General features: G+C 48.9%; 13 protein-coding genes, 1 tRNA gene and 3 rRNA genes. 12 read left to right on the top strand and 5 right to left on the bottom strand.

Features of this window, described 5'->3' with window-relative positions; translation table 11 throughout:
• Window positions 1–13: 13 nt before the first annotated feature.
• Entirely contained in the window at window positions 14–496 is a 483-nt protein-coding gene (locus C7I86_RS11595; RefSeq protein WP_010873408.1) for a flavin reductase family protein, read from the bottom strand.
• 222 nt (window positions 497–718) lie between these two features.
• On the opposite strand from C7I86_RS11595, the gene C7I86_RS11590 reads away from it, so the two are divergent.
• The 6 genes from C7I86_RS11590 (at window position 719) to C7I86_RS11570 (ending at window position 5649) form a co-directional block, all read left to right on the top strand.
• Complete coding sequence (locus C7I86_RS11590) at window positions 719–1468, top strand: DUF1190 domain-containing protein (protein WP_010873407.1); 750 nt, start codon at window positions 719–721, stop codon at window positions 1466–1468.
• Window positions 1468–2811: a glutathionylspermidine synthase family protein gene (locus C7I86_RS11585; protein ID WP_010873406.1), complete on the top strand. Its 1344-nt coding sequence runs from the start codon at window positions 1468–1470 to the stop codon at window positions 2809–2811. Before C7I86_RS11590 ends, C7I86_RS11585 begins: the two co-directional genes overlap by 1 nt.
• 146 nt (window positions 2812–2957) lie before the next feature.
• A complete protein-coding gene (locus C7I86_RS11580; RefSeq protein ID WP_223211280.1) occupies window positions 2958–3665 on the top strand; it encodes a hypothetical protein in 708 nt (235 codons plus the stop codon).
• 25 nt (window positions 3666–3690) lie between these two features.
• A complete protein-coding gene (locus C7I86_RS19410; protein WP_255345293.1) occupies window positions 3691–3822 on the top strand; it encodes a hypothetical protein in 132 nt (43 codons plus the stop codon).
• Between the two features lie 142 nt (window positions 3823–3964).
• Window positions 3965–4663: a hypothetical protein gene (locus C7I86_RS11575; RefSeq protein WP_010873404.1), complete on the top strand. Its 699-nt coding sequence runs from the start codon at window positions 3965–3967 to the stop codon at window positions 4661–4663.
• A gap of 77 nt (window positions 4664–4740) precedes the next feature.
• Window positions 4741–5649 carry a GNAT family N-acetyltransferase gene (locus C7I86_RS11570; RefSeq protein WP_010873403.1) on the top strand — a complete coding sequence of 303 codons (909 nt, stop codon included), beginning with the start codon at window positions 4741–4743 and terminating at the stop codon, window positions 5647–5649.
• Here C7I86_RS11570 and C7I86_RS11565 read toward each other — a convergent pair.
• Together C7I86_RS11565 and hisS are read right to left on the bottom strand one after the other, a co-directional pair.
• Window positions 5646–6770 (bottom strand): hypothetical protein, encoded by a 1125-nt coding sequence (locus C7I86_RS11565; protein WP_010873402.1) that lies wholly within the window; start codon window positions 6768–6770, stop codon window positions 5646–5648. The two genes, C7I86_RS11570 and C7I86_RS11565, sit on opposite strands and share 4 nt — an antisense overlap.
• Window positions 6745–8088 carry a histidine--tRNA ligase gene (gene hisS / locus C7I86_RS11560; RefSeq protein WP_010873401.1) on the bottom strand — a complete coding sequence of 448 codons (1344 nt, stop codon included), beginning with the start codon at window positions 8086–8088 and terminating at the stop codon, window positions 6745–6747. The genes C7I86_RS11565 and hisS overlap by 26 nt, the downstream gene beginning before the upstream one ends.
• Window positions 8089–8254: 166 nt before the next feature.
• On the opposite strand from hisS, the gene C7I86_RS11555 reads away from it, so the two are divergent.
• A complete protein-coding gene (locus C7I86_RS11555) occupies window positions 8255–9268 on the top strand; it encodes an ABC transporter permease (RefSeq protein ID WP_010873400.1) in 1014 nt (337 codons plus the stop codon).
• A gap of 43 nt (window positions 9269–9311) precedes the next feature.
• Here C7I86_RS11555 and C7I86_RS11550 read toward each other — a convergent pair whose 3' ends face one another.
• Entirely contained in the window at window positions 9312–9902 is a 591-nt protein-coding gene (locus C7I86_RS11550) for a DUF2808 domain-containing protein (protein ID WP_010873399.1), read from the bottom strand.
• A gap of 38 nt (window positions 9903–9940) precedes the next feature.
• The gene (locus C7I86_RS11545; RefSeq protein ID WP_010873398.1) at window positions 9941–10936 is read right to left on the bottom strand and encodes a hypothetical protein; all 996 of its coding nucleotides are present in this window, start codon (window positions 10934–10936) and stop codon (window positions 9941–9943) included.
• A gap of 411 nt (window positions 10937–11347) precedes the next feature.
• Between C7I86_RS11545 and C7I86_RS11540 the strand changes: the two genes are divergently transcribed.
• The 5 genes from C7I86_RS11540 (at window position 11348) to rpsU (ending at window position 16801) form a co-directional block, all read left to right on the top strand.
• Window positions 11348–12836, top strand: a 16S ribosomal RNA gene (locus C7I86_RS11540).
• Window positions 12837–12978: 142 nt separating this feature from the next.
• A tRNA-Ile gene (locus tag C7I86_RS11535) sits at window positions 12979–13052 on the top strand.
• A 249-nt stretch (window positions 13053–13301) separates the two neighbouring features.
• Window positions 13302–16185: ribosomal RNA gene (locus C7I86_RS11530) — 23S ribosomal RNA — on the top strand.
• A 72-nt stretch (window positions 16186–16257) separates the two neighbouring features.
• A 5S ribosomal RNA gene (gene rrf, locus C7I86_RS11525) occupies window positions 16258–16375 on the top strand.
• Together the 16S, 23S and 5S rRNA genes with 1 tRNA gene alongside form the textbook arrangement of a ribosomal RNA operon.
• 243 nt (window positions 16376–16618) lie before the next feature.
• Window positions 16619–16801, top strand: a complete 183-nt coding sequence (gene rpsU / locus C7I86_RS11520) for a 30S ribosomal protein S21 (protein ID WP_010873397.1) — start codon at window positions 16619–16621, stop codon at window positions 16799–16801.
• The last annotated feature ends 45 nt before the right edge of the window (window positions 16802–16846 follow it).

Raw genomic sequence — 16846 nt, 5'->3', positions numbered from 1 at the left:
AAACCCGTTCCAACTAACCGCCGTAGTTCCAGCCAGTGCTTTCTAGTAATAAGGGATCTCCTTCATTAAAAACCTGGGCTCCAATGACTTCGCCGACAAAAACGGTGTGATCGCCGTGGGCCACAGACCCTACCACCCGACACTCCACATAACCGAGACAGTCTTTGAGCACAGGACAACCGGTTTCGGGGGCATCAAGCACATCAAAATTTTCAAACTTGTCCCCCACCCGCCGTTGGGGTTTAAAAAATTGCGCCGCCACATCTTTTTGGTCCGCCGCCAGAAAACTGAGGGCAAACTGGCCACTTTCCTGTAACAGCCGATGGGAAATGGAATCAGTGCGCACGCAATTAACCACCAGGGGCGGCTCAAAGGAACCCTGCATTACCCAACTGGCGGTGAAACCATTGGCTTCTTCTCCGGACTTAACACCACAGACGTAGAGGCCGTGGGGAATTTTACGCAGGAGGGTTTTCTTTGCTTGTTCGTCTAGCACGATATTTTCTCAAGATTGAATGACAATTTGGCAGTCCATATTTCCTTAGCTTAACAATCCCTGTCCTCTAATCAACCCCATTGAAGGATCGCATTTGGTCCCAATGGCGCTGAAATTAGCTAATTTTCATGATTCTTTCGTAAATAATTTTTACCAATTAGTTTATTCCGAGAAAATCTCAATACAATAATTCCATCATTACTGTGTGACCCGGCGATCGCCATGGAACCAAATCATTTCCCCGGTAATATTTCTCGGCCTATTTATCGTAAACAGGTTAGGCAATATCTAGCGATGGTGGCGGTGTTGGCCATGGTGAGCACCAGTTGCAAAGGCAATAACCCCAAAACCAATCAGGGTAGTGGTGGGGGAAGTAACGAAAAAATTGAAGCCCTTTACTACACCAGTGTGGCGGAATGCAAAACTGATATGGCCAATCAGGCCAATGAGTATAAAGTCTTGGCGGAAGCCCATAAAGCCGGCAAATTACCCAATGCCCCTACCCCTCCCCCCATTCGCCCGGAGGACTGCGAAGCCCAAATGAAAGCGGCCCAGGCGGAACATCAACGGAATGCCCCGGTTTACGGCAGTCGAGCCGATTGTCAAACCGATAGGGTAATCTGTGAGCCTACCCCCAGTGGCTACCACACGAGCGGTTATCGTCCGGTTTTTGGCGGAGCTTACTTTTACCCCTACGGCAATAATTACACCTATATTTATTCCGGCGGTGTGCAGCAGCGGGTATTGCAACCATCCATTGTCTATCGGGGGACAAACCCGGATCAGTTGATTACCCCCAATGGCATCTCTGTGCCCCGCACCACCACAGGCAAAGTTTCTACTTCCAAAGCTGTCACTGCCCCCGCTCCCCCTAGGCCATCGGGTACCGCTGCTAAAGGCACTATTTCTGGCCGCAGTAGTAATAAGGGTTTCGGTTCTACTTTTAAAGGCACTGGCCGGGGAGGCAAATAATGCAACCGATAAAAATTAGTCGTCGTCCCCGCTGGCGCCAGCATATCCAGGACAATGCTTACCAAGCGGATGTGCTCAGTGATCCAGCTCAAAAATACTGGGTGGAAGCCCTGCCCCAACCCTTTGCCATCCAATTCAGCCCCCAAGAAGAAACGGCGATCGCCATTGCGAGTGAAAAACTTTGGCAAATGTGTGTGGAATTTCTGGACTGGTTTTTCGATGAAGATGATGATTCCGCCGTTGACGCAAGGTTAGCCCAGTTAAAAATTCGCCCTGAATATTGGCCTGCTCTGAAAAAAAGTTGGCATCGCACCGACCCGGTGGAAGACTTGAGTTTAGCTACCCGTTTCGATCTAGTAGTCACCGAAGATGGTCAGATTAAATTGATTGAAATTAATGGAGAAACCCCGCTATTAGGAGCAGAAACCGTTTACCAATGGAATTGGTTAGTGGATTACCAACGCAACCACAATCAAGGGGCCTATGCCTTACCAGCCAATGCCAGTCAGTTTAATGAATATTGGGAAAGAACAGCTGGGCAATGGCGCAGGATTTATGAAGAATATGATTTACTCCGCACCGGCATTTCTTTTCTGGTGGATGAGCAACTGGAAGAAGACAGTGAAATGGCCATGCAATTAATCCAAATTCTCCACGATGAAGTGGATGAAAATGTTTACACCCAATTGGTTTATTTACGGGGCTTAGAAGATGAACGGGGTCAACTAATGCAGAGAGGATTAGGTTTGGATGAAGATGGTTATTTCATTGACCATGCCAACGAAAGAATTCCAATTTTGTGGAAAATGTATGACTGGTCAGATTTGCAAAATGATATGGCCAATGCTGGTTGCACTGAAGCCTTAGCGCAACGCTTAGCCGTAGGAGATGCAAAAGTTATTGAACCTTTATGGAAGCAAATTTTATCTAATAAAGGAACCATGGCTTTAATTTGGCAACAGTTTAAAGATAGTGAGTATGCTGAATATCTCCTGCCCACCTATTTTGAAAGCGATATTTCCCTGGAAGCAACCCGCCTATTACTAGAAGGTTTACACGTTCGTAAGCCCCTTTTAGGCATGGAAGGCATCGGTGTTTCGATTGAGTTAGGGGCTGGGGCAGTGGAAAAACGGCCAACCTATGGCTATGGTGAAGAGGGCTTTATTATCCAGGAATATATCGAATTGCCCCAAGCATTTGACTACCATTACATGGTTGGTAGTTGGGTTATTGATGACGTTGCCGCTGGTATTATTTTGCGGGGAGATACGGCTCGTATTACAGGGCGTCATTGTTTAATTATTCCCCATATTGTAGCAGAAGAATTTTTGTCTATTAGTTAACTTATGATTTCTAAAATATAGGGGGAATAGTCGTGAAAATTACTTGTTTAAAACATAGTCAAATAAGGGGAAATCAAAGGAATTGTTTAAACAATTGGGATGTGGACAGACTAATCCCCATCGACTATCAAATCCCTACTAAGATTTTGGATAATGTAGAAAACAATCTAAAGAATGATTTTTGCCTTTTACTAAGTCGAGATGTTTATTCCGAAGGTGATGCTAAGTTTTTATACAACTATTTACTCTCCCGTCAACAGGATTTATCCGACGATTTTTTAGCTTTATTACCCCGATGGCTGGGAGATGAACAAAAACATTATCAAGCTCTGCGGCGAGTTTATCGCTTTTTATCTGAGCTAAATTTTGCCGCTATGGATGACAATTTTCAGCGGCGATCGCCTAGTCTGGAACAAATTGATTGGGTTTTACAAGATGAATTCACCATTGTTAGCACCCTAGTCTTTGACGAATTGGGGTCTATGTTTTCTTACCGTCGGGATTTACGGGAATATTATCAACCTTTTGGCAAAGTATTGAGTCGTGTGGGACAACATTTAGTCCAGGATGAAGGTAGCCATTTTCGCCACTTTTTAAATATTCTCCAACAGAATCATTCTCACCGTTTAAAGGAATTACCGGATTTTTTTCATAGTTTAATCAAATTGGAAAAATCCCTGGGGTGTTATTACCACACTTTTTTGTTAGACCATGCCCAAGAAATGCACCGTTTTCCCAGCTATTTTAGCGAGGTCATTGCCCAATTAATTTTGGCTGAATTAAACCTTGGCGATCGCCCTAGTAACACCATTATTAAATCCTTAACCCAATCTTCTTTTTCTTCTAATCCATGACCTATTCCATTTTGGCTAGCCAAATTTGGACAAAAAATCCGCCTTGGCGATGGCGATCGGGCAAATGGTGTTGCAATATCTCCGGGAAGAAAATAGAGTGGCCTATATCCGTATTATGGGCGTTTCCGGAGCATTGCTGATTTTATCAATATCCTAGAACAGTTGCCAAAAGAGCAGAGTCCTAATGAAAAATGTCCAGCTACTCCTTAACCTTGCCACAATCTTCAACTATTTAAGGGGTTAATTGTAGCCGTTTTGTTAGGTCTTAACCCTGTTATCATTTCCCTTCGGAGCCATCCATGGTCAATCTTCTCGTAATTAGTTTACGGATCGCCCCGGCAGCGGAAGCGGCATTTACTGAGTTTTACCACCATCACTACATTCCTAAATTATTAGAAGTTGTTCCTGAAATCACTACCGCCCGTCGCTACGAAGAATATGGAGTGGCCGGCAGTTTGAAGTGGTTCAGCAAACGCTTGCTCACGTTCTACGAATTAGCCCCCAATGTTTCTTTGGAGCAGATTAACTCTGCCCTGTCTCGCCCAGGGCGGGAAGAGGAAACCGCTACATGGCAACATTGGAAAGTTAATGCATTACAAGGTCTAAGCCGGGTAGCTTACCAACAAACCTATGCCCATTCCCGCCGTCCTTGGGATGGCATCTTTGGCAATCGTCCTTTTTTCCAAGTCAGCGTTGAAGTTAAACCGGAGGCGGAACCGGAATTTCGGGCCTGGTACGAAGAAAGCTATTTACCTAAAATTATGGCGGATGTGCCTACCTGGGCCGCTTGCCGTCGTTATACCAGCTTTGATCGGGACCCTGTAATCTACCACACCATTTATGAAACCGCGAACTTGGCAGACCTAGAAACATCCTTTGCCTCCATGCGGAGTGCCTACCTTTATGGTTCTAATGCCGACTGGGATCGCTGGGTAGGGACCGCCATTACCTATCAAGATGCAGCTAGTTATCGTCCTATTTTTCGCCGGCCAGGTTAAAACGCAAGAACCCGAAAGATTAAAAATTACTCCCTTGGCATCCCGTTACAGTGAAGAGCACTCTTCACCATTAACCGATGAGTTTGAGTTACCGTATTCGTCCCATGGCAGTTGCCGATCGCCCGTTGGTGACCCGTTGGGCCCAGCAGGAAGGATTTTGTCCGGGCATAGGGGATGTAGGGATTTTTTGTGACACCGATGACGCTGGCGTTTGGGTGGGGGAATGGGAAGGCAGCCCAGTGGGTTGCATTGCCGGCATTCGTTATGACGAAAATTACGGTTTTATTGGTTTATTTCTCGTTCAACCAGAATATCGGGGGCGGGGTTTTGGGGTGGCTCTCTGGCAAACGGCGATCGCCCATTTGGAAAATGTCCAGTGCGTTGGTCTGGAAGCAGCCCTAGCCAGGGTGGAAGATTACCAAAAATGGGGCTTTCGTCCCGCCTATTACACCCGTCGTTATCGTTTACCCCCTGCCGATCGCCGCTCCTGTGTGCGGCCAAGTTTTACCCCGGATTTTCCCCTCGGTTATCAACTTTTGGCCGGTGACCAATTAACAGAAGCCAAAGTGTTAGCCTACGATGCCCGCCACGAAGCTACACCTCGTCCCCTCTTTTTGCACGAATGGTTGGGACGGCCGGAGGGAAAGGTGATGGTAATTTTGGATGATCAGGGGGATTGTTGTGGTTACGGCCGCATTCGTCCCTGTTTATTGCCCGACGATGAAGATGGTTTTCCCCAGGGTTGGCGTTTGGGCCCCCTGATGGCTGATAGTACTGCTTTAGCCGGGGCTTTGTTGGACGTGTTACTTGGCGATCGCCAGGGGCCAGTGTTTATTGATGTGCCAGAAGTGAATCAAGATGCCATTTATCTGTTGGAAGAACGGGGCTTTGAACTGACTCTGTTAAATTTGCGGATGTATAAAGGCAATCCTCCCCAACTTCCCTTGGAAAACATCTACGGCCTAGCCTGTCTGGAACTCGGCTAAGCACTAGTCAACCGAGGCGGTAGAGGGGAATTGGGATAACGGGGACGACGGTGCAGTAGGCTAACCATTTTGCTGGGATCGGGTAAATCCAGATGCACGGGCGGGCGATTTTCGTCCACCATCACCGTAATGTCAACTTGGATGGGATTTTCCAGTTCTGGATAAATTAGCTCCACAGAGTAACTGACGGAACGGAAAGGGTTAAATCCCTCTGATTTTTCTAACTTGTCTTCGGCATCGGTATCAGTTGATGACTCTACTATTACCAAGGCTTCTGGCTGTTTATCGTCCGTTACCTCCTCTTTTTCTTCAATAACATCTAAAACACTAGCCACCAAAGCCTCTGGCATTTCTTCCTGTACTGATTCCTTTATTTTTTCTTCTATTTGTTCTTCCCCTGCTTCAACATTAACGGCGATCGCCAACACGGGTTCGAGGATTGGCTCCTCCACCTTCTCTTCAGCTATTTTTTCAATGGTTGGCGCTGTAATTGCCAGCGGTTCTGGAATTTGCTCTTCAATTATTTCCCCTCTGTTTTCCGTTACTTCCGTGGTCTCTAGAGATTTACCGGGTTCCGTTTCCCCATTCCCTGTCAGTTTCACCCTTGCCTTTCTGTGCCATTGCAGTACCGGTACCGGCTCTGGATCAAGCTCTGGCACCACCATAGGACGCTTTGGATGGGGCACAATGGAGTTATTGGCCTCATCTGTTACGCTCTGTTCTTCTTCCGGCTCCAATTCCTCTGGTTCAGTATTGAGTTTCGGTACTGTCACCGTGGTGATGGCAGGGGTAACAATTTGGAATTGAAAACGAATTTGCCAGGTTTCTCCACAAAGGTGATCGAATAAGTCTGGTTGGGCACTCAGTTGCCAGGTTCCCGGTTGGACAGTGTGCAAATCCAACAGAGAAATCAGACCGTCTTGATTAGTGCGGCCCTGGAAATCATGGTTTTCCACTTTGCCGGTGGCGGAGAAAAACTTCCAGCGCCATTGCACATATTTGTGGGGCACTGGCAATCGGGCCGCTAGACGGTAATGGCCCACGGGCAAGGAGCGGCAGGAATCTAGCGGTTGCCAACTGGGGATATCGTCGGTTTTAAACCAAATTGTCCATGGGGTCATGGCAAGTCACAGAAAAGTTAGAGGTGAGGTGGGGGTATTTTTCCCTATGTCCCGCTAAACGTTGTTTGAGTTCCGTAATGTTCCCCATTAAATCCTGTAACTGCAAGGTTTCCTGGGCTTTATCGGCCAGCCATTTAAGCTGTACTGTGCCCGTTGCTATTTCCCCATCTCCCAGTACTAAACAGGCGATCGCCCCGGATTTATCCGCCCGTTTAAATTGTTTGCCAAAGGCACTAGCACTTAGATCCAAAGCCACGGCCAAACCTTGATTGCGTAACTTTTGAGCCAGAATTAACGCTTGGGGTTCTGCCTTTTCCCCTTTGGAAATCAGGTACAAGTCCGGGCTAGGAGCGGGGGGCGTAGCCATTTGTTGCAAAAGGATAATTAATCGCTCTAATCCCATGGCCCAACCCACGGCCGGGGTAACGGGGCCTCCCAATTCCGCCACTAAGCCGTCGTAACGACCGCCGCCACAAACGGTGGCCTGGGCCCCCAGATCGCTGGATTGAATTTCAAAAGCGGTGTGGGTGTAATAATCCAAACCCCGCACCAGGGTAGGGGTGAGTTGGTAGGCAATGCCCAAATTCGTTAGTAATTGTTGCACTTGGTCAAAGTGCCGTTGGGAATCCACTCCGAGATGATCCAAAATGCTGGGGGCATCCTGGACAATTTCCTGGGTTCGTTTGGCTTTGCTGTCCAAAATTCTCAGGGGATTACGCTCTAATCTATCTTGGGAGTCGGGATCTAGTTCAGCTTTAAAAGGAGTTAAGTAAGCGATCAAAGCTTCCCGATACCTTTGGCGATCGCCGCCGTTACCAACGGAATTTAGGGCAAGGGAAAGGTTACTCAAACCAAGGGCTTTGAGAATATCGGTGCCCAAAGCGATAACTTCCACATCGGCCCTGGGATCGGCACTGCCCAACACTTCTACCCCCAATTGATGAAATTGCCGTTGTCTGCCCGCCTGGGGTCTTTCGTAGCGGAACATGGGCCCGGTGTACCACAGCCTTTGCACTCCGCCAGCGGCCTGTAAGTTCTGTTCAATATAGGCCCGCACCACCCCAGCTGTGCCTTCTGGCCTCAAGGTAATCGGGCGGTCACCCCGGTCGGTAAAACTATACATTTCCTTCCCCACCACATCTGTGGCTTCCCCAATACCCCGCTCAAACAGGGAAGTCTGCTCAAAAATTGGGGTGCGAATTTCTTGATACAAAGCCCGGTCTAAAATGCTTTTGGCGATCGCCTCTACCCACTGCCAGTAGTTGGTTTCCGGGGGCAAAATGTCACGGGTTCCACGAATGGCTTGGATAGCTCCCATAGTTCGGCTCAGTTCCTGTCAAACAAATACGTTCCTAACCTTAGCGGATTCCGAGGACCCATTGCTCCCTGGCGATCGGCATCTGCACCAAGAAAAGGCTTAGGCTATATTGACTAGGAAAAATCCCCAGATAGGATCTAACCAGCAGTTCTTAATTCAGTAATCCATGCGCAATCCCCTCCGTTGGCTCCAAAATGACGACTTTGCCTATGTTGTCCAGCGGTTGATAGAAGGGCTGATTACCTTATTGCTAGCATCCCTATTAAGCTTTGCCATTGTTCAGCTAGCCCCCGGCAGTTATCTCGACACCCTCCAGCAAAATCCGAAAATTTCCCCAGAAACCCTGCAACAGCTAAAAGTTCAATTTGGCTTGGATCAACCTTGGTATGTGCAATATTGGCGCTGGCTCACCCAAGTGGTGACCCGTTTCAATTTTGGTGAAAGCTTTGTCTATAACCGTTCCGTTGCTTCCCTACTAATAGAACGGATTCCCGCCACCCTACTACTAGCCATAACATCTATCATTCTCACCTGGGCGATCGCCATTCCCTTGGGCATTGTGGGGGCCGTACAGCAAAACACATTCATAGACCGGAGTTTGCGGGTAATCAGCTACATCGGCCAAGGATTTCCTAGTTTTATCACTGCCCTACTTTTATTATTTCTTGCCCAATCCGTTTCACCCCTGTTGCCGGTGGGGGACATGACCAGCATTGATTTTGCCGAATTTTCTTGGCCCCATAAGGTTTGGGACGTGGCTTGGCACATGATTTTACCTACCCTCGCTTTGAGCATCACCAGTTTTGCTGGATTACAAAGGTTGATGCGAGGCCAATTGCTTGATGTGTTGCGCCAGGACTACATTCAAACTGCCAGGGCTAAGGGTTTGCCCGAAAATCGGGTCATTTACGTCCATGCCCTCCGTAATGCCATCAACCCTCTGATCACCATTCTGGGCTTTGAATTTGCTAGCTTACTCAGTGGCGCTTTTATCGCCGAATTTTTCTTTAATTGGCCCGGTTTAGGTCGTCTAATTCTCCAAGCAGTCACCGCCCAGGATCTGTATCTAGTGATGGGCAGTTTAATGATGGGGGCAACTCTCCTCATCGTTGGTAATCTTCTGGCGGACTTACTGCTGAAATTTACCGATCCCCGTATTCAGTTGGCGGATCTGAAATAGAATTCCCACTCAATGTCTGAATAGTTGACCGGCAATGTCCCGGTTACCAGGTTCCACCCCGATAAAATTGAAACCTGGCTACCCCCAAATCCATGGCTTGGGAATTTTCCCCCGGTGGTAAGGCAAAAACTCGAAATTGGTAGACTCCAGGCACATCGGGATTCTTCCAGGGCTTTAGCCCAATGGTGACAGTTTCCCCAGGGGAAATGGTTTGGGCAAAAGTTACAGTGATTTTTCCCGTATCTCTGTCCCAATCCACCGACTCCAGAGCAACTTGGAACCCCCGATTGTGGCGATCGCCAAGAAAAGCAAAGGTTTGTTCCGGGTAAAAATTAATTGGGTCTGGGTTAGGTTGCTGTTGAAAAACAACTCTGTCGAGGGGTTCACCGGCCTGTTCCGGCAGAGAAATAGTGAAATAATACTTCGCCGCCGGAATTGACACCGCATTGAAGGTGGTAACACTATCCACCAACTGGGGAGGACGACTAAAAAAACGCACTCCCCCCGGTAATTCCCCCGCTTCAGCAATGGACATCTCTGGCCCAAAACTTCCGTAGGACTGGGTTAAAACTAGCCCAGAGGCGATCGCCAGTCCCGCTATTTTTCCTAAGCCCAGGGAAATTGGTCTAGTCATAGATAGTTTACCTGAACCGATTGAACAACGTTGATAGATTAACGCACAAATTTGGGCATCACATCCGCTGCTGTAAATAAACCCTTTAAACCCTGACGATGTAACCCATAACCCGCTTTCAAATAACCAAAGGCCGGGCCGCAAACATTGGCCGCCATGCTGGTTTCATCCCCCAGGGTAAAGGTATGGCTAGAAATCTTCCCTTCAAAGGTTCTGCCGGTGATTTTTACGTGGGTACTCAACGGTTTCTTCGGATTACGGGTATCCACCACGCCCCCCACCGTTACTTGGTCTCGGTGACAGATGCCCGCCAACTCCAACATGATGTCATCAGCATGTTCCATATCTTCCAAAGCCAAAATGCCATTGGTTTGATCCAACAGAGCCGCCACCTCCGCATCCGTCATGGCTTGGGCTTTATCGACGTTGTACCCGGGCATGTGAGCAATGTCTTCCCGAATGGTGGCCCGGTAAGCTTCCCAATTAGCAATGCCCACCCCAAAAGTAATTTTTACCTGATGAATTTCCTGAAAACTCTGGGAGGCGATCGCCGCCGCCGCCGTCAATAAACCGGGAGTCGCTCCACAACCCGTCATATAAGTAATACCTGCTTGGGCTAGATCCTCCCGCAATGTTATTAACTGCTCCACCGCACTGGTCCGCTTGAGCGCATCCACCAATACCCCTTGCCAGCCAGAGGCGATGAATTGCCGAGTCACATCCGCCATGAAAGTATTGGGCAAATTCGGTAACGCCAGAAAGTAGCCATCTACTTCCCCCTCACCAATTAAATCTTCAATGCTTTGCTCACTCATCTGTCCCTTCTTGGCCTTACCCACGGAACCTTGCTGGGTATAAGCCTGCACCGCATTATCCACATCAATGCCGTCCGCATCATATAGATACCCATGGCGATCGGCCACAGCCACCAACTTCATCTCCTGCTTGGGTGCCAACAACCTAGCTGCCGCTTGCCCCAAACCACCAAAACCGAGAATGCCAACCCGCAAAGGTGCCAGAGAATTGTTTTCCATTAATCTAAACCCACAAAAACGACTTCCCCATTATCGGACGGAGGAGGTGCAGAGGGGGGAGCAGATAGTTCTGAGGAATGGGAAAGGGGAGTTACCGGTGTCGAGCGAAGTTTTTTTCTATGGTTGAAGCCGTTACTATGACTGTGATTCAGGGATTTTGAAAAATATTTTGTGAAAAGGTGTTGACTTTTCTTGCGGTATTCCGTATATTGATAAATGCGCGGTTGAGAGCGAAAGCGACTCGAAAGCGCCCCGAACCTAGACAAAGAAATAGTTTGAGAGACAGAAACCAGACCCTTGTTAATTCAATTAACAAACCAAAGTCTGTTTCTACTTGACAAAGAGTGTAACTCAAGTCGGAAGAAATAGCAATAGAAAAGAGCCGAAACTTATAAATTGGTTATTTTTAACACAATGGAGAGTTTGATCCTGGCTCAGGATGAACGCTGGCGGTATGCCTAACACATGCAAGTCGAACGGAGTTCTTCGGAACTTAGTGGCGGACGGGTGAGTAACACGTGAGAACCTACCTTCAGAATGGGGACAACAGTTGGAAACGACTGCTAATACCCAATGTGCCGAAAGGTGAAAGATTTATCGTCTGAAGATGGGCTCGCGTCTGATTAGCTAGATGGTGGGGTAAGAGCCTACCATGGCAACGATCAGTAGCTGGTCTGAGAGGATGAGCAGCCACACTGGGACTGAGACACGGCCCAGACTCCTACGGGAGGCAGCAGTGGGGAATTTTCCGCAATGGGCGAAAGCCTGACGGAGCAATACCGCGTGAGGGAGGAAGGTCCTTGGATTGTAAACCTCTTTTATCAGGGAAGAAGTTCTGACGGTACCTGATGAATAAGCATCGGCTAACTCCGTGCCAGCAGCCGCGGTAATACGGAGGATGCAAGCGTTATCCGGAATTATTGGGCGTAAAGCGTCCGTAGGTGGTTATGCAAGTCTGCCGTTAAAGAATGGAGCTTAACTCCATAGGAGCGGTGGAAACTGCAAGACTAGAGTACAGTAGGGGTAGCAGGAATTCCCAGTGTAGCGGTGAAATGCGTAGATATTGGGAAGAACATCGGTGGCGAAAGCGTGCTACTGGGCTGAAACTGACACTGAGGGACGAAAGCTAGGGTAGCGAAAGGGATTAGATACCCCTGTAGTCCTAGCCGTAAACGATGGATACTAGGCGTGGCTTGTATCGACCCGAGCCGTGCCGAAGCTAACGCGTTAAGTATCCCGCCTGGGGAGTACGCACGCAAGTGTGAAACTCAAAGGAATTGACGGGGGCCCGCACAAGCGGTGGAGTATGTGGTTTAATTCGATGCAACGCGAAGAACCTTACCAAGGCTTGACATCCCTGGAATCCTGCGGAAACGTGGGAGTGCCTTAGGGAGCCAGGAGACAGGTGGTGCATGGCTGTCGTCAGCTCGTGTCGTGAGATGTTGGGTTAAGTCCCGCAACGAGCGCAACCCTCGTTTTTAGTTGCCATCATTAAGTTGGGCACTCTAGAGAGACTGCCGGTGACAAACCGGAGGAAGGTGGGGATGACGTCAAGTCATCATGCCCCTTACGCCTTGGGCTACACACGTACTACAATGGTCGGGACAACGGGCAGCGAGCTCGCGAGAGTAAGCGAATCCCATCAAACCCGGCCTCAGTTCAGATTGCAGGCTGCAACTCGCCTGCATGAAGGAGGAATCGCTAGTAATCGCAGGTCAGAATACTGCGGTGAATTCGTTCCCGGGCCTTGTACACACCGCCCGTCACACCATGGGAGCTGGTCACGCCCGAAGTCGTTACTCTAACCTTAGGGAGGAGGGCGCCGAAGGCAGGGCTAGTGACTGGGGTGAAGTCGTAACAAGGTAGCCGTACCGGAAGGTGTGGCTGGATCACCTCCTTTAAGGGAGACCTTTACCCCTTCATCTTGAAAGCAAAGTGCAAATAGAGAGAAGTTGGTCAACCAAAAGGTCGAGCAAGGGATTAACCGAGAGGTTAAAGAGTAGAAGTCTTTCAAACTATTGCCTAGGCGAGGTAAAAGGCAAGGGCTATTAGCTCAGCTGGTTAGAGCGCACCCCTGATAAGGGTGAGGTCTCTGGTTCAAGTCCAGAATGGCCCACCTAACCAAAAAAGCCAAAGAGAAGGATAAACCCTTCAGCATCCTGTCTGATGAGAGTCAGAGGGAATGCTGGATGTAAGTCCAGTAAGGACCTTGAAAACTGCATAAAGAAAAGAGAAAGCAGGGAAAATCTTGCTCTTCCTAACCGTTTTGATGTTAACCACAAGGCTTTTGGCTGAGTGTGAGACTGAAGGGCGGTGAAGGTAGGGGGAAAGATGATCCTAGTTAGCAAAAAGAAGATCTTAAAAAGGTCAAGCTACAAAGGGCTAACGGTGGATACCTTGGCACACAGAGGCGAAGAAGGACGTGGTTACCGACGAAACGCTTCGGGGAGCTGGAAACAAGCATTGATCCGGAGGTGTCCGAATGGGGCAACCCAAGTGAACTACCCGCTGAATAAAATAGGCGGGAGAGAGCAAACCTAGTGAACTGAAACATCTTAGTAGCTAGAGGAAAAGAAAACAAAAGTGATTCTCCAAGTAGCGGCGAGCGAACGGGGAACAGCCTAAACCAATCTTTTCGAAGATTGGGGTCGTGGGACAGCAACGTGGACTGAGTAGATTAGACGAAGCAGCTGAAAACTGCACCAGAGGAGGTGAAAGTCCTGTAGTCGAAAATTGAATCAGCCTAGCTGTATCCCGAGTAGGTCGGAGCTCGTGGAATTCCGATTGAATCAGCCGGGACCACCCGGTAAGGCTAAATACTACTGTGTGACCGATAGCGTAAAGTACCGCGAGGGAAAGGTGAAAAGAACCCCGTTGAGGGGAGTGAAATAGAACATGAAACCGTTAGCCTACAAGCAATGGGAGCTCGATTAAACGAGTGACCGTGTGCCTGTTGAAGAATGAGCCGGCGACTTACAGGTTGTGGCAGGTTAAGGTGTGTTGCACCGAAGCCAAAGTGAAAGCGAGCCTGAATAGGGCGTTAGTCACAATTTGTAGACCCGAACCCGGGTGATCTAACCATGGCCAGGATGAAGCTTAGGTAACACTAAGTGGAGGTCCGAACCGACTAATGTTGAAAAATTAGCGGATGAGCTGTGGTTAGGGGTGAAATGCCAATCGAACCCGGAGCTAGCTGGTTCTCCCCGAAATGTGTTTAGGCGCAGCGGTTGTAAAGTCAACTTGGGGGGTAAAGCACTGTTTCGCTGCGGGCGGCGAGAGCTGTACCAAAGTGAGGCAAACTCAGAATACCCAAGAAGAAACGACCAGTAAGACGGTGGGGGATAAGCTTCATCGTCGAAAGGGAAACAGCCCAGACCACCAGCTAAGGTCCCCAAATCATCACTAAGTGAGAAAGGAGGTGGGAGTGCATTGACAACCAGGAGGTTTGCCTAGAAGCAGCAATCCTTAAAAGAGTGCGTAATAGCTCACTGGTCAAGCGCTCCTGCGCCGAAAATGAACGGGGCTAAGTGATGTACCGAAGCTGTGGACTCAGATATGAGTGGTAGGGGAGCGTTCTGTATAGGGTGAAGCACTAGCGGCAAGCAGGTGTGGACAGTACAGAAGTGAGAATGTCGGCTTGAGTAGCGAAAATATGGGTGAGAATCCCATACCCCGAAATCCTAAGGGTTCCTCCGGAAGGCTCGTCCGCGGAGGGTTAGTCAGGACCTAAGGCGAGGCCGAGAGGCGTAGTCGATGGACAACCGGTCAATATTCCGGTACTGATTATAGATTGTGGCGGGGGACGGAGAAGGCTAGTGCAACTGGAAGTTGGTTACCAGTCCAAGCATTCGAGGCGATGAGAGACGGCGAAAACGTCTTGAGCAGAGGTGTGATGGGGAGTCTCTACGGAGACGAAGTGCATGATGTCAAGCTTCCAAGAAAAGCCCGAACCACGTTAATTTATAGTCACCTGTACCCGAAACCGACACAGGTAGGAAGGTAGAGAATACTAAGGGGCGCGAGGTAACTCTCTCTAAGGAACTCGGCAAAATTACCCCGTAACTTCGGGAGAAGGGGTGCCTCCAGCAATGGAGGTCGCAGTGAATAGGCCCAGGCGACTGTTTACCAAAAACACAGGTCTCCGCAAAGTCGTAAGACGCAGTATGGGGGCTGACGCCTGCCCAGTGCCGGAAGGTTAAGGAAGTTGGTCAGGGAGTAATCCTGAAGCTAGCGACTGAAGCCCCGGTGAACGGCGGCCGTAACTATAACGGTCCTAAGGTAGCGAAATTCCTTGTCGGGTAAGTTCCGACCCGCACGAAAGGCGTAACGATCTGGGCACTGTCTCGGAGAGAGGCTCGGCGAAATAGGATTGTCTGTGAAGATACGGACTCCCTGCACCTGGACAGAAAGACCCTATGAAGCTTTACTGTAGCTTGGAATTGGGTTCGGGCTTTGCTTGCGCAGGATAGGTGGGAGACTATGAAGTTGCTCTTGTGGGAGTAATGGAGTCAACGGTGAGATACCACTCTGGTGAGGCTAGAATTCTAACTTGTTCCCGTTATCCGGGAGAAGGACAATTTCAGGTGGGCAGTTTGACTGGGGCGGTCGCCTCCTAAAAGGTAACGGAGGCGCGCAAAGGTTTCCTCAGGCTGGTTGGAAATCAGCCGAAGAGTGTAAAAGCAGAAGGAAGCTTGACTGTGAGACTGACAAGTCAAACAGGGACGAAAGTCGGCTTTAGTGATCCGACGGCACTGAGTGGAAGGGCCGTCGCTCAACGGATAAAAGTTACTCTAGGGATAACAGGCTGATCTCCGCCAAGAGTTCACATCGACGCGGAGGTTTGGCACCTCGATGTCGGCTCATCGCAACCTGGGGCGGTAGTACGTCCCAAGGGTTGGGCTGTTCGCCCATTAAAGCGGTACGTGAGCTGGGTTCAGAACGTCGTGAGACAGTTCGGTCCATATCCGGTGTAGGCGTAAGAGTATTGAGAGGAGACTTCCTTAGTACGAGAGGACCGGGAAGTACGCACCTCTGGTGTACCTGTTATCGTGCCAACGGTAAACGCAGGGTAGCCAAGTGCGGAGTGGATAACCGCTGAAAGCATCTAAGTGGGAAGCCCACCTCAAGATGAGTACTCTCATGGTGTTAAGCCAGTAAGGTCACGGGAAGACTACCCGTTGATAGGCTCTAGATGGAAGTCCAGTAATGGATGAAGTCGAGGAGTACTAATAGACCGAGGGCTTGACCTTTATTCTTCATTTTTCTTTCTCTTTTCTTGTGCAGTCTTCTGGGTTTCTTCTCAGCAAAACCCAAAAATCTTTCTTGGTGTCTTTAGCGTCATGGAACCACTCCGATCCCATCCCGCACTCGGTTGTGAAATGTGACAGCGGCGACGATACTCTGGGGGTTGCCCCACGGCACAATAGTCCGATGCCAAGTTCCTCTTTCTTTGATCTGAAGCTCTCCATTTTACTTGGGGAGCTTTTGGCCATATTAAAGTCAGGTTCAAAATTATAGTCCGGGAAATGGCGATAATATTTTCTCTGGCTTGGACTAATGGAGATTGTCAACGGGGGGAATGATAGAATTGGTAGAAGTCTAATGTGGGCTTTGTAGAAATTTTCGGATATTTATTCCCCTAGCTCCCTTTTGTTGTTAACCCAGGAGGTTTAAAACTCTCAGATGACTCAAGTTGTTGTAGGTCAAAACGAACCAATTGAATCCGCGCTACGCCGCTTTAAGCGTCAGGTCGCTAAGGCTGGCATCTATACAGATTTCAAAAAGCATCAATTTTTTGAAACGCCGCAAGAAAAGCATAAACGCAAGGAAGCAACCCGCAGAAGACAGCGTTCCCGTCGTCGTTAGTCGATTGTTGGCACTGAGATTAGAAATATACTTTCATTTTCTAAG

Origin of the sequence: Synechocystis sp. IPPAS B-1465, from assembly GCF_003015225.1 — a bacterium.
Classification (GTDB): Bacteria; Cyanobacteriota; Cyanobacteriia; order Cyanobacteriales; family Microcystaceae; genus Synechocystis.
Note: the sequence above shows the minus strand (reverse complement) of the source record. Positions and strands in the feature narration are given on the sequence as shown.